The following is a 12,672-nucleotide window of genomic DNA, read 5'->3' on the forward strand; positions in this document are numbered from 1 at the left end:
GGTGTTTTTAGCCGTTTGGCAATATCACCTATTAGGGCCTTTGTTGTTGGCTGCGCTGCATTTAGTGTTTGCCCTGGGGTAAGATGGGTCATTCGTTTCTATGGACTATTTCTATGGCCAATATTTTGCTTGTTGCCAATCTTAACTGTGACCGAATCTTATTGCTGGATAAACCCCTGCGCACCGGAGGTCGATTCCATTATCAGGATGGTGGCCAACGCTTGGGGGGCGGTGGCGCCAACACAGGCATAGGACTGGAGTGGGCCGGCCATAATGTGGCTCTGGTCAGCCAGGTTGGACGGGATGAGATGGGCGATTGGTTGCTGGCCGAAGCCAGTACCCAAGGGCTGGATTGTCGCAGGGTGCAGCGGCGAGCAGGCAATACCTGTGAAATGTTGTTGGTGATGACCCCGGATGGCGAGCGCACCATTATTCGGCCGCAGCGGCCGATATTTGAATTGCCGGCGCCGCCCAAGTGGTCGCAGTGGGATGCGCTATATATCAACTCCTCTGCCGAAGGAGCGGTCAGTTGGGCGCGAACCGCGCTGGAACACACTCTGGTGGTGGCACAATTGGCCAAAGATGACAGGCCAAGACCCTGCCATGTATTGCTGTCTTCGGTAACAGATATGCAAGGGCGCAGTGAGCTTAGCCCCTGGCAGTTTGGGCGTCAGATAGCCGGTGATGCACTTAAATACTTTATTGTGACTCAAGGTGAGCAGGGCGCAGTGTTATACCAGGAGAATGGTGAGACGTTGATAGCGGCGGTGCCGGCGACAGTGGTGGATACCACGGGTGCCGGTGATGCCTTTGCCGCCGGGCTTATCCATGGTTTGGTATCGGGAATGGCAGTGGAACAGGCCATGAAGGAAGCCGCTCAGTGGGCGGCTTTGGCGGTTGCCTCTGAAACCTCGATTCCGGGAGATGCATTACGTCAGTACCTGCAAGCACAGCAGGATTGAGCTTGTCATAAAAATCCCGCCTCAGTGTCATGCCGCTGTCATCAAGTGGGCTTAATCTTGCTGGCGATCTTTGGCTAGAGCTTAAGAGCTCTGCGGGTTTCTCCCTTCTTATTTATATGCTAACTGGCTTGCCCTGCTCTTTGAGCGGGGCTTTTTTATATCTTTTACCATTGTTTTTGAGGTCGGATTTTCGACAAGAGCTGTTAGTCATAACTGGAAGCAAAGGCGATGAGGACAGAGTTGTTCTATTTATAAAGCATTGTTGTCATACAGGGAACTCTCATTAACCGTTTCATTTTGGCATTGGACTCAGAGCCGAATTTAACCTGGGGCATGTGTTAATATTGGTATTACTGAGTTGCCGTCTTGGCAGATGATCGACTATTAGCCTGACGATAAATGGCAAGATGGCGTTGAAGAGAGCAAGTGCTGATTAAGGAAAGTTATTAGGTATGTCGCGCTGTTACTGTGAACAATGTGGGTACCCAGAAACGGCCTGTGTTTGTGCTGCAGTGTCTGCTATATACCCTAGTAGCCAGTTACTGGTGCTGCAACATCCTTCAGAGGTCGAGCACGCAAAAAATAGTGTGCGTTTGTTGCAGTTGGCCGTGCCGGACGTCCGGGTGATAGTGGGAGAAACCGAGGCGGATTTTGCCGAGTTGAGAGCCGAACTGGCAAGAGATAACATGCCGACTTTCTTGCTCTATCCCTCAGAGAACAGTCAGCTGTTGCAGACAGATGACTCATCAGAAGCTGTAAGGCTTATCCTGCTGGACGGCACCTGGCGCAAAACCTTGAAAATGTATCGGCTTAATCCTTGGTTACAGGCGTTGCCCCAAAGGTATTTACCACTGATGGCACCGACAGCGTATCGCATCCGCAAGGCTAATCGCAGTGATAGCTTATCGACACTTGAGGCTGCAGCTGTGGCCCTTTCTCAGTTGGAGCCTGGGCTGGATGTGGCGCCTATGCATGTATTACTGGCTGAGCTGGTGGAGCAGAGGTTACGGCGGATGCCGGTCAAAGTGCGGGAGCGGTATTGAGTAAGCGGTCGCGAAAATTCCGTGTGGATCACGACATTTATAAGTGAATCCGGTTTTAATGAGCCTGCATCATCTCTGATGATGGAGTGGGACTGTCGGCTTACCGCTTTTGCAGGGGAGTGGTAGCGGAGTAACTCTGTTGCCGACAGTCCTGTTCACCCTCTTTGGTATTGAGCTCTTATAGATCAAAATGCGCCAAGGTAAACTGTTCCGGATGCAAGGGGTAACCGAAAAAGAACCCCTGGGCCAGTCCATCCCCCATCTGTCGTACCATATCATTTTGATATTCAGTTTCTATTCCTTCAGCAACAAATTTGAGTTCAAGCGCCTGTGACAGCTGCACTATGGCCTGACACAAACGTTTGCCTTTCTGATGTTCCAATTGCTCGGCAAATTCACCGGCAATTTTTAGTCCATCCAGTGGCAGATTGCCTAAACGACTCAATGATGATAGTCCGGTACCGAAATCATCAAGGACAATTTTGACGCCCAGTGCCCTGAGCTGTTTGAGCGTTTGTTTGGCCTGACGTGGGTGACCCAGCAATGCCGATTCGGTGATCTCCAAAATCAAGGCTTCTGCGGGAAGCTGATGATGTTGCAGCGTCGATTTTACTTGTTGGTAAAAGTCCAGGTGCTCCAGTTGCAGCGGTGATACATTGACTGAAATAATAAAGTCGTTGTCCTGTTGCCGCCAAACTGCCAGTTGTCGGCAGGCTTGCTCTACGACCCAGTTGCCAACAGTGACTATTAGACCGGTTTCTTCAAGCAAGGGTACGAAATCGGCCGCTTCCAGCAGTTCATGAGGACTCTTGTGCCAGCGCAACAGCGCTTCGGCACCGGCCATATGGTTATCTTTGAGCCTGACTATGGGTTGATAAAACAGGCTCAGTTGTCCCAGCCCCAAGGCGTGACGCAGATCGCCGAGCAGTTTAAGTTTATGTTCGGCGGCTTCACTCATAGAGCTGTCATAGAAATTGATATGACTGGCGCTGCGTTTGGCACTGTACATGGCGGTGTCGGCTTGGCTCAGCAGTTCGGAAGGGTCTATCTCTCGGTTGCCAAAAAGACTGATACCTATACTGGTACCCAGGTAAAACTTTTGTCCTTCCAACTCAAACGGCGTCTCGAATAGAGCCAATATCTGTTGTGCAAAACGGTAGATATCTTCCCTGTCGCGGCAATCTTGCAACACCAGAGTAAATTCATCGCCGCCCATACGGGCGATATCGGCTCTCTCTATACAGCCGGCTTCCAGCCTGGCGGCGACCAGTTGCAGTATTCTGTCCCCCATGGAATGACCGAAACTGTCGTTGACATGTTTAAAGCCGTTGAGGTCGAGAAACATCAAGGCTCCAGTGGTTGGCTTTCCTTGGTTGATGGCCTCTAGACTGGCACTGAGAACCTGGCGCAGCTTGCGCTTCATATGACGGCGATTGGGAAGCCCTGTCAGCATGTCAAACATGGCTTGTTCTGTCAGGCGTGATTCCAGCTGTTTACGTTCGCTGATATCGCTGAAGATGGTGACCAGATAACAACCGGATTCAGTCTGCAATCTGCGACTGCTCTGCCAGGCGGGGAAGTGACTGCCATCGGCCCGGGTATGGCTGACCTCTCCCTGCCAGAAGTCCCGCTGTGCCAGCGCAGCACGGCATTCTCTCTGCTTGGGATCGTTTGCGGTTTCGAGGATCTGCAACTGCTGACCTATTAACTGCGCCTGACTAAAGCCGCAAAGACGACAGAGGGCCCGATTGACCGCAAGGATTTTGCCCGAGGTATCACTGATGACAACGGCTTCGGCACTTTCTTCGAGAATACCGGCCAATACACTGCGGGGCAGCAGGCCGAATACATCCTGAGCTTCACCTCTGGGACTGAGGCGACGATCCAAGGCTTCGAACCGCACCAAGATCATCTTATTACTGTCTATTCTGACTGGTTCCAGGTAGAGGCGGGTTGGCAGCTCTTTACCGTGGCGATTGAGGTGTAACCACTCCTGTACTTGAGAGCTGGCCGCTGCGGCTTGCATGAGTTTTTTTGCCAACTCTATGCTGCTCTGACCGCCTAATTGCAGTCTGGGAGCAAAGTCATAGAGAGTGGCATCGAGAATTTCCTGGTGAACACAGGCGAAGTAATCCAATGCTGCCTGATTGGCGGCAAAAATTTTACACCCCATGAATAAGGCCAGAGGTGTCGAGTGAGGCTCGCTGCGCCAGAGTTGCAACTGGGGCCCGAGTTTTGTGTCGGCCACCAGGCTCTGTAACAGTTGTGTCCATCGGATCATCCAGGATACTCCCTTGTCGTTCTCCGTTGAGAACCACTTCCCTTTGTTATGGTTACACTACTCCGCATATTTGGCTCTTCAACCTACAGGAAGGAAGCCATTACTCCCGACTATGTGGTGACTTGCCTTGCACCCTATAGCTTACGGGTTGGGCAAACGGTTATGTGGAACAGCATTTCAATCCGTTAGTTTAAAGCTAAACAGATCTACTCTTTGGCTCAATCAAAATTTCGTTTTGTTGCTAAAAACCTTCATTATCGGTCAAACTGGTGAAAAAATGTGTGATAGTCCTTGGAAGATGGATTTTTGTTCTCTTTAAGCAGGAGCGAATGATGGCGAGATTAATACTGTTATTGAGCTGGCTGCTGGCCTTTAGCGTGAGTGCGGCTGATTTGACTCAGCTGGGTGAACAGGCCAGTGAAGATGCCCGGCGTCTGGAGCAGGAACAGCTGGAAAAGGCCAGAGCCGCCGCCAAGGAAACCGCCGAGCGGGAACAGAAAGTGCTCAAACGCCAGCAATCCGGAGATTGGCAGGAGGAGCAAAGGTTAAAAGCCAGTAAACAGTTTGATGAGAGGGCGCAGCGGGAACAGAAATACCTGCAGCAAGCCAAAGAGGCTGCGGCCAAAGAGCGTAAAATCGACGAGCCCAAGATGAAGAAGCTGAAACAGAAGAAAATAGAGCCTTAAGCTGGATCTGTACTTCAGCCTCCAAGTTAAAGTGCTTGTTGTTTAATTAGACTTTCAATAGTGGCTGACGCTCAATTTACTATCAAAACCTCTAGTCGGGTCGGGCCAATATTAAACAACACTGAGCAAGGCCGCCAAAATGATAGCGTAAGCCAACGGCACTGAAGCGAAAACGGAGATAGCCCAGGATTATCCTGTGTCGGTGAACAGTCCTGAATTGGTGACCGAAGTCAGGCCTTTGCTGGAGCAAGTGGCGGGCAAGGGGAGGCTGGTTGAACCCGGGCTTATCACAGGGGCTGAGAACTTTGCTTTCTACGCGCAAGAAACCCCGGGGGGGTTCTTCTTTCTTGGGGTAACTCTTGAGGAGACTGACCCGGCAACGGCGGCCAGCAATCACTCCCCCTATTTCTATACTGATGAAGCAGCGTTCAAGACGGGGTAGAGGCGTTGGCCACACTGGCCTCGCCAGCTTAAGCGGCAAATAAACCGTACGGGATAAAGCATTTTGCTTACAAAATCTGACAATTCCGTATCACTTGTTACTTGATTTGCAGTGCTTTTTTACCCGATATTGGATCTTTTGAAATCAGCAATCAGCCAAGGAGCGACCCAATGAAGCGTACGCTGACCGCCCTGCTGATGTCAGCCAGCCTTCTTGGGGCGGCGACAACACAGGCGACCACGGCCGAAGATATTCAGAGTTTTACCCTGAATAACGGCATGAAAATCATGGTATTGGAAGACTCATCCATTCCCAATGCCAACATGTATCTGTTTTGGAAGGTGGGCTCACGCAACGAGGTGCCCGGGATCACAGGGATCTCCCACTTCTTCGAGCATATGATGTTCAATGGCTCCAAGAAATACGGCCCCAAGATGTTTGACCGCACCATGGAAGCGGCCGGTGGCGCCAACAACGCCTACACTACTGAAAACGTGACCGTTTATACCGACTGGTTCCCTTCCAATGCTCTGGAAACCATTTTTGATCTGGAAGCCGATCGGATTGCGGCGCTGGATATCAATGCCGAGATGGTAGAGAGTGAGCGCGGCGTAGTTGCCTCCGAGCGTACCACGGGGCTGGAAAACTCCAACTGGCGAACCCTGCAGGAAGAGGTAAAAGGTGTGGCCTTCAGGGCGCATCCCTATAGCTGGTCAGTGATTGGCCATGAATCTGATATTGCGGCCTGGACCTTGGAAGATCTGGTGCAGTATCACAAGACCTACTATGCCCCCAACAATGCGGTGGTGGTGATTGCCGGTGACGTTAAGCTGGCCGAGGTCAAGCGTCTGGCCCAGCGTTACTTTGGCCCTATCCCGGCGCAAGAGCCACCCAAGGCGGTGAAGACAGTCGAGCCGCTGCAAAAAGGGGAACGACGGGTCTTCGTCAAGAAAGAGTCAGTCAGCACGCCCAATATCATGCTGGCCTACCACGTACCGGCCACCACCAATAAAGACTATTACGCGCTGGATCTGCTGACCTCGATTCTGAGTGAAGGCAACAGCTCGCGCCTCTACAAGGCTTTGGTGGACAAGCAGTTGGCGATTGCCGCCGAGACTTATATGCCTATGTCTTTTGACCCCAACCTGTTGTATATCCTTGGGGTGGCGGCCCCAGGTGTCAGCGCCACCACTCTGGAGCAGGCATTGATCGAAGAGGTCAACCGTATTGCCCGTGACGGCATTAAGGTTGAAGAGTTGGAAAAAGCAAAAAATATCAAGCTGATGGATTTCTATCGCAGTATGGAAACCATCAATGGCAAGGCCAATACCCTGGGCACCTACGAACTTTATTTCGGTAGTTTCGACAAGCTGTTCCAGGCGCCGGATGCCTATAACCAGGTCACAGTGGCCGACATTCAAAGGGTGGCAGAAACATACCTGCGCCGTGCCAACCGCACTGTGGGGGTACTGGCTGCACAAGAGGAGGCGGATCAATGAGCAAGGTTTTTTCTCTCAAGGCCTCTCTGGGCGCTGTGGCCATTGCCGCAGCCTTGATGGTTTCAGGTTGTCAGTCTACCCAGGTGAAGGTGAGCCAGGATACCGGCCACTTTGTATTGCCAACATATGAAAGAGTCACTCTGGATAACGGCCTGACGCTGATGCTGATGCCGCAGAAAGAGGTGCCGCTGATCACCCTGAACGCCGTGGTGAAAGTCGGCAGCGTCAATGACACCACAGCCGGTGTGGCAGCGGTGACGGCTCAGGGCTTGTTGCTCGGCGCCGCCGGTCGCACCAAGGCCAGCATAGAGCAGGAGGTGGACTTTCTCGGTGCCAGTCTGAATGCTGATGCCGGCCGTGAGGGCAGTTACCTCAGTGCCGATTTTATGGCCAAAGATGTCGATACCATGCTGGGATTGTTTGCCGATGTGCTGACCCGTCCCGACTTTGAGACCAGCGAGTTTGATAAACTCAAGAGTCGCAGAGTCGCCGAGCTGGCGCAGGAGAAAGAGAGTCCCAAGTCCGTGATTGGGCGCTACTTCAACAAGTTGGTCTTCGGTCAGCATCCTTATGGCAATGCCAGTTCGGGAACCAGTGAGTCTGTGTCCCAGTTGACGGTCAACCAGTTGAGAGCCTTCCACAAGGGCTACTATCAACCGGCCAATACCGCTATCAGCGTGGTGGGTGATTTCGACCCGGCGCAGATGAAGGCCAAGCTGCAGGCGGCATTCGGTCAATGGAGCAACAGCGAATCGCTGCGTGCCGTCGACCTCAAGCAGGGGCTGCCGACTCTGTCTGCCAGCCGAGTCTTGCTGGTGGATAAGTCGGACGCGATAGAGACCACCTTCACCATAGGTGGCCTGGGTGTGACTCAGGATAACCCTGATTATGTGGGCCTGACTGTGGTCAACACCATACTCGGTGGCCGTTTTACCTCCTGGCTCAATGATGAGCTGAGGGTGAATGCCGGTTTAACCTATGGCGCGCGCTCGGGTTTCGTCCCCTATCGTGACTCAGGGGTGTTTATGATCAGTACTTTCACCAAGTCGGCTACGACAGAGGAAGCCATTGACTTGGCACTCAAGACCTACAGTCGCCTGTGGCAGAAAGGGATAGATCAGCAGACTCTGGATTCGGCCAAGGCCTACGTCAAAGGCCAGTTCCCACCCAAGTTTGAAACCAGTGGCCAGTTGGCAGGTCTGCTGTCAGACATGTACCTGTACGGTTTTGATGAGTCCTATATCAATCAATTCCAGCAACGGGTGGATGGACTGACTCTGGCGCAGACCAAGCAGTTGGTCGACAACTACTTCCCCAAGGATAAGTTGCAGATGGTGCTGATTGGCAGCGGTGACAAGATAGCCCCGATAGCAGCCAAGTATGGCGAAGTGACCCGGGTCGATATCAAGGATGTCGGTTTCGGGGGTTAACCCTTTCATGGCAGTCAAACAACGCTCTCTTGTTGTTTGACTGTCTTGCTTGGAGCATAGTGATTCAGACACATTCCCGGTAAAGCTAATCTGCAATTGCCTGCCATAATACCGGAAGCTTTTTACCACTATGGTCGCTACATCATAGTCCCCCTAATGAATTTCCTGTTGAACGCTAAAGTGCGATATCAGTCCTATTGGGTAGACGATTGACTTGTTTGAGTATGTTTAACCGCTGAAGGCTGAAATAGTCGGTTAATCCCGTTACAATGCTGCTTTTATTTGCAGTGAAAGCTTTAGATGCCAGCCCTAGTCCACTCCCTTAAATCCTTGAACACTTTTGGAATCAATTGTTATTGCCGGGAACTCATCAGAGTGAGCTCTACCGTTGAGCTTGTCCGGGCTTGTATGCAGCACAAGGATGATGATGTCCCAATGCTGATCCTCGGTGGCGGCAGTAATCTATTATTGCTTGAGGATTATCAAGGGACAGTGATTCAAATCGCTACCAAGGGAATCGAGGTCAGTGAGGACCAAACACATTTCTATTTAAAGGTTGCCGCCGGTGAAAACTGGCACGATTTGGTTTGTGAAACGCTTAAACTGGGGATGCCGGGACTTGAGAATATGGCTCTGATCCCGGGCACGGTTGGCGCAGCGCCTATTCAAAACATAGGTGCCTATGGGGTTGAACTGTGCCAGGTATGTGACTGGGTTGAGTATCTGGATCTGCAAACCGGTGCGCTAACTCGCCTCGAGGCCGCTGATTGTGGTTTTGGCTATCGAGAGTCAATTTTCAAAAGTGAACTCAAGGGCAGGGCTGTGATCACCTCTGTCGGTTTGAAACTGCCTAAAGATTGGCAGCCCAAACTGAGTTATGGGCCGTTGCAATCACTTGCTGAAGAGACAGAGGTGACCGCGCCTATGATTTTTGAGCAGGTATGTCAGGTTCGTCAGGAAAAACTGCCGGATCCTGCAGTGCTTGGCAATGCCGGTAGCTTTTTCAAGAATCCTGTGGTTACTGCTGCCGACTATCTTAAGTTGGCCGAACGCTTTCCTGATCTGGTGGGTTATGCTCAGCAAGATGGAAGGGTTAAGCTGGCCGCAGGCTGGCTTATCGATAAGGCAGGTTTGAAAGGTTTCCAGATGGGAGCAGCCGCAGTTCATGATAAGCAAGCCTTGGTTCTGGTGAATAAAGGCGGCGCCAGCGGTGAAGATGTGGCCAATTTGGCGCGGGAAATTATCCGGCAAGTGCAAGCGCTTTTCGGTGTTGAATTACTACCCGAGCCGCGAATTTTTGCGGCAACAGGAGAGAGGAGTCTCTGACGATGAGCGAACAGTGGAAGCGCAAGCGGGAAATATTACAGCTGTTGCAGCAGGGTGAGTTTGTCTCCGGCGAGATACTGGCCGAACAGCTCGGTATCAGCCGTACCGCCGTCAGCAAGCATATCAGCGCCTTGGCCGCCTTTGGGATCGATATCTTCAGCGTGAAAGGTAAAGGTTATAAGTTAGCTAGAAGTTTGCATCTTATCGACAAGCCGCGCTTACTCTCCGCTATAGATAACCGCTGTTTTTACTTTGATGAGTTGGCTGGTACCAACACCTTTCTGCTCAACCATGTCGATGAATTGAGTAATGGCGATCTCTGTATTGCCGAGTATCAATCGGCTGGACGAGGACGTAGAGGACGCCAGTGGTTGTCGCCCTACGGCAGTCACCTCTATTTCTCTATGTACTGGCAGTTCTCTCAAGGTCTTTCCCAGGCGATGGGCTTAAGTCTGGTGGTTGCCTGTTCACTGGTTAGTGTGTTGGAGTCTTTCGGTATTGCCGGTTTGGGAGTGAAGTGGCCCAACGATATCTATCTCGATGGGCGTAAACTTGCCGGTGTACTGATTGAAATGACCGGGACTGCCGACAGTGAATGCGATCTGGTGATCGGGATAGGCTTGAATATGGCTATGCCTGCTGAACTGGGTGAACAACTGGATCAACCCTGGAGCGATCTCAGTGGGCTTGAATCTATGCCGAACAAGACTGAGTTGGCTATCAAGCTTCACCAACAGTTATTGAAAGATCTCAAGCTGTTTGAAACTCAAGGATTGGCAGCATTCAGCAGCAGGTGGCAGAGTGCCGATATCTTTGCCGGTCAACAGGTCAAACTGCTACTGGGTGAGCAACAGATTAACGGCCACTACCTTGGAGTGGATGAGCAAGGCGGTGTTATCCTGCAGACAGATACAGGCACACAGCATTTTGTTGGTGGGGAAATCAGTTTACGCGGCGCTTGATTATTTTCGCAGCAGCACTTGATCCATCAAGTGGTCCTGACCCTTTTTCAGAATAAGATGTGCCCGCTCGCGGGTGGGCTCAATATTCAGATTCAGGTTCGGGCCGTTGATGGTGTCCCAGATATTGGCGGCTATATGTTCAGCTTCGGCATCGCTCAGCTTGGCGTAGTGGTGAAAATAGGAGCGCTCATTGGCAAACGCCGTATGCCGGAACTGCAGGAACCTATCTATATACCAATGTTTCAGCAGTGATTCATCGGCATCTACATAGATAGAGAAGTCTACGAAATCAGAGACAAAAGGCCGCTTGATACTCACAGGAGAATCCAGCTCTGTCTGCAGTACATTCAAGCCTTCCAAGATCAAAATATCTGGCTGTCTGACCTGTTGCACTTCGGGAAGCCTGTCGTAACTGATGTGGGAATATAGCGGAGCCTCGACCAATTCGGCGCCTGACTTGATGGCGGCGATAAACTCCACCAAGAGTTTCATGTCATAGCTTTCCGGAAATCCCTTACGCTGTAATAATCCTTTTTGTTTCAGCTCTGCCAAGGGGTAGAGAAACCCATCAGTGGTGATCAGATCGACCTTGGGATGTTCGGGCCAATGGCTCAACAGTGCCTGCAATATACGAGCTGTGGTGCTTTTCCCTACGGCGACACTGCCGGCAATACTGATAATATATGGGCTCTTGGCCGGAGTTTGCCCCAAAAATTCATTTAACACCAAACCTCTTTGCTGCTTGGCGCCAACAATCAAATTAAGCAGACGGCTGAGGGGCAGATAGATGTCGGTGACTTCTGTGAGGGAAACCTTTTCGTTAATCCCTCGCAGCTTCTTCAATTCGGTTTCGCTCAAGGTCAAAGGCACAGACTCACGAAGTTCGGCCCATTGCTGGCGGTGAAAAGGCATATACAATGCCTGTTGAATTGAGTTGGCTGTTGTCATCTGATTTCCTCTGCTCAGGCAAGGCACAGTACACCATGAATTATTCATGAACAATAAAAAATCCCTATGCCGGACCGAATTGTTTATCCCGTGTACAGAGGGCTAAGGGGAAGTCTAATCGCTACGCATTGTCAGGGTAAAAAAACGCCACTCAGGGGTTTTTTGCGAAAAAAAACCAATTTCCTATTGCACTCGCCCCAACATTTACCTAATATCCGCTACCGAAATGAAGTGCCGGCATAGCTCAGTTGGTAGAGCAACTGACTTGTAATCAGTAGGTCCCGAGTTCGACTCTTGGTGCCGGCACCAATTTTATCGGAGGGGTTCCCGAGTGGCCAAAGGGATCAGACTGTAAATCTGACGGCTCCGCCTTCGAAGGTTCGAATCCTTCTCCCTCCACCATTTTCAAGGTAAGTAGGTAGCCTTAAGTAGGTTGCGCGGGCATCGTATAATGGTATTACTCCAGCCTTCCAAGCTGATAACGCGGGTTCGATTCCCGCTGCCCGCTCCAAATTTGCATGCTGATATGGCTCAGGTGGTAGAGCGCATCCTTGGTAAGGATGAGGTCGGCAGTTCGAATCTGCCTATCAGCACCAGCCTCTCTTAAATTCTACTTTTACCTTTATAATCTGTTCGATGACATTCATTTGCATCGGACTTTTTCACTATATATGGTTTCACCACCAGAAAATCTTAGATTGAGGCAATACCATGTCTAAAGCTAAATTTGAACGTAGTAAGCCCCACGTTAACGTGGGCACCATTGGTCACGTTGACCATGGTAAAACCACTCTGACTGCTGCTATCTCAACTGTACTGTCTAAGACTTACGGTGGTGAGGCGCGTGACTTCGCAGCGATCGATAACGCTCCAGAAGAGCGTGAGCGCGGTATTACCATCAATACCTCTCACATCGAGTATGACACTCCAACTCGTCACTACGCTCACGTAGACTGCCCAGGTCACGCTGACTATGTTAAAAACATGATCACCGGTGCTGCCCAGATGGACGGCGCAATCCTGGTAGTAGCTTCTACTGACGGCCCAATGCCACAGACTCGTGAGCACATCCTGCTGTCTCGTCAGGTAGGCG

At 51.2% G+C, this 12,672-nt stretch carries 10 protein-coding genes, 4 tRNA genes and 1 pseudogene; 13 read left to right on the forward strand and 2 right to left on the reverse strand.

Annotated features, from left to right (window positions below; all coding sequences use genetic code 11):
* Positions 1-113: 113 nt before the first annotated feature.
* Positions 114-962: a PfkB family carbohydrate kinase gene (locus AYI96_RS12030; RefSeq protein ID WP_039036026.1), complete on the forward strand. Its 849-nt coding sequence runs from the start codon at positions 114-116 to the stop codon at positions 960-962.
* 452 nt (positions 963-1,414) lie between these two features.
* Positions 1,415-2,005 (forward strand): tRNA-uridine aminocarboxypropyltransferase, encoded by a 591-nt coding sequence (locus AYI96_RS12035; RefSeq protein WP_071476139.1) that lies wholly within the window; start codon positions 1,415-1,417, stop codon positions 2,003-2,005.
* A 178-nt stretch (positions 2,006-2,183) separates the two neighbouring features.
* Here the strand turns inward: AYI96_RS12035 and AYI96_RS12040 are convergent, their stop codons facing one another.
* A complete protein-coding gene (locus AYI96_RS12040; RefSeq protein WP_144361672.1) occupies positions 2,184-4,286 on the reverse strand; it encodes a putative bifunctional diguanylate cyclase/phosphodiesterase in 2,103 nt (700 codons plus the stop codon).
* A 332-nt stretch (positions 4,287-4,618) separates the two neighbouring features.
* On the opposite strand from AYI96_RS12040, the gene AYI96_RS12045 reads away from it, so the two are divergent.
* The 6 genes and pseudogenes from AYI96_RS12045 (at position 4,619) to birA (ending at position 10,631) form a co-directional block, all read left to right on the forward strand.
* Complete coding sequence (locus AYI96_RS12045; RefSeq protein ID WP_052248289.1) at positions 4,619-4,972, forward strand: hypothetical protein; 354 nt, start codon at positions 4,619-4,621, stop codon at positions 4,970-4,972.
* Positions 4,973-5,129: 157 nt separating this feature from the next.
* Positions 5,130-5,414 (forward strand): annotated as a pseudogene (locus AYI96_RS12050) (M20/M25/M40 family metallo-hydrolase); the annotation flags it as partial.
* 170 nt (positions 5,415-5,584) lie between these two features.
* Positions 5,585-6,913 carry a M16 family metallopeptidase gene (locus tag AYI96_RS12055; protein WP_039036029.1) on the forward strand — a complete coding sequence of 443 codons (1,329 nt, stop codon included), beginning with the start codon at positions 5,585-5,587 and terminating at the stop codon, positions 6,911-6,913.
* A gap of 56 nt (positions 6,914-6,969) precedes the next feature.
* Positions 6,970-8,343: a M16 family metallopeptidase gene (locus AYI96_RS12060; protein WP_405130431.1), complete on the forward strand. Its 1,374-nt coding sequence runs from the start codon at positions 6,970-6,972 to the stop codon at positions 8,341-8,343.
* Between the two features lie 300 nt (positions 8,344-8,643).
* Complete coding sequence (murB, locus tag AYI96_RS12065) at positions 8,644-9,669, forward strand: UDP-N-acetylmuramate dehydrogenase (RefSeq protein ID WP_144361674.1); 1,026 nt, start codon at positions 8,644-8,646, stop codon at positions 9,667-9,669.
* Positions 9,670-9,671: 2 nt separating this feature from the next.
* Positions 9,672-10,631, forward strand: a complete 960-nt coding sequence (gene birA / locus AYI96_RS12070; RefSeq protein ID WP_071476143.1) for a bifunctional biotin--[acetyl-CoA-carboxylase] ligase/biotin operon repressor BirA — start codon at positions 9,672-9,674, stop codon at positions 10,629-10,631.
* Here the strand turns inward: birA and coaA are convergent, their stop codons facing one another.
* Complete coding sequence (gene coaA, locus AYI96_RS12075) at positions 10,632-11,579, reverse strand: type I pantothenate kinase (protein ID WP_039036033.1); 948 nt, start codon at positions 11,577-11,579, stop codon at positions 10,632-10,634.
* Between the two features lie 233 nt (positions 11,580-11,812).
* On the opposite strand from coaA, the gene AYI96_RS12080 reads away from it, so the two are divergent.
* The 5 genes from AYI96_RS12080 to AYI96_RS12100 form a co-directional block, all read left to right on the forward strand.
* Positions 11,813-11,888, forward strand: a tRNA-Thr gene (locus AYI96_RS12080).
* Positions 11,889-11,896: 8 nt separating this feature from the next.
* A tRNA-Tyr gene (locus AYI96_RS12085) sits at positions 11,897-11,981 on the forward strand.
* 35 nt (positions 11,982-12,016) lie between these two features.
* Positions 12,017-12,090, forward strand: a tRNA-Gly gene (locus AYI96_RS12090).
* Between the two features lie 9 nt (positions 12,091-12,099).
* Positions 12,100-12,175 (forward strand) — tRNA-Thr (locus AYI96_RS12095).
* A 115-nt stretch (positions 12,176-12,290) separates the two neighbouring features.
* A partial coding sequence (locus tag AYI96_RS12100) for a GTP-binding protein (protein WP_260852995.1) occupies positions 12,291-12,672 on the forward strand: 382 nt, incomplete at its 3' end.

It is taken from the genome of Shewanella sp. MSW (genome assembly GCF_007636515.1).
In the GTDB taxonomy this organism is placed as follows: domain Bacteria; phylum Pseudomonadota; class Gammaproteobacteria; order Enterobacterales; family Shewanellaceae; genus Shewanella; species Shewanella indica.

What these genes read in the sequence shown, in the direction of transcription:
- AYI96_RS12030 (WP_039036026.1), top strand. Translation starts at nt 114, where the DNA reads ATGGCCAATATTTTGCTTGTTGCCAATCTTAACTGTGACCGAATCTTA.
- AYI96_RS12035 (WP_071476139.1), top strand. Translation starts at nt 1,415, where the DNA reads ATGTCGCGCTGTTACTGTGAACAATGTGGGTACCCAGAAACGGCCTGT.
- AYI96_RS12040 (WP_144361672.1), bottom strand. Translation starts at nt 4,286, where the DNA reads ATGATCCGATGGACACAACTGTTACAGAGCCTGGTGGCCGACACAAAA.
- AYI96_RS12045 (WP_052248289.1), top strand. Translation starts at nt 4,619, where the DNA reads ATGGCGAGATTAATACTGTTATTGAGCTGGCTGCTGGCCTTTAGCGTG.
- AYI96_RS12055 (WP_039036029.1), top strand. Translation starts at nt 5,585, where the DNA reads ATGAAGCGTACGCTGACCGCCCTGCTGATGTCAGCCAGCCTTCTTGGG.
- AYI96_RS12060 (WP_405130431.1), top strand. Translation starts at nt 6,970, where the DNA reads ATGGTTTCAGGTTGTCAGTCTACCCAGGTGAAGGTGAGCCAGGATACC.
- murB (WP_144361674.1), top strand. Translation starts at nt 8,644, where the DNA reads ATGCCAGCCCTAGTCCACTCCCTTAAATCCTTGAACACTTTTGGAATC.
- birA (WP_071476143.1), top strand. Translation starts at nt 9,672, where the DNA reads ATGAGCGAACAGTGGAAGCGCAAGCGGGAAATATTACAGCTGTTGCAG.
- coaA (WP_039036033.1), bottom strand. Translation starts at nt 11,579, where the DNA reads ATGACAACAGCCAACTCAATTCAACAGGCATTGTATATGCCTTTTCAC.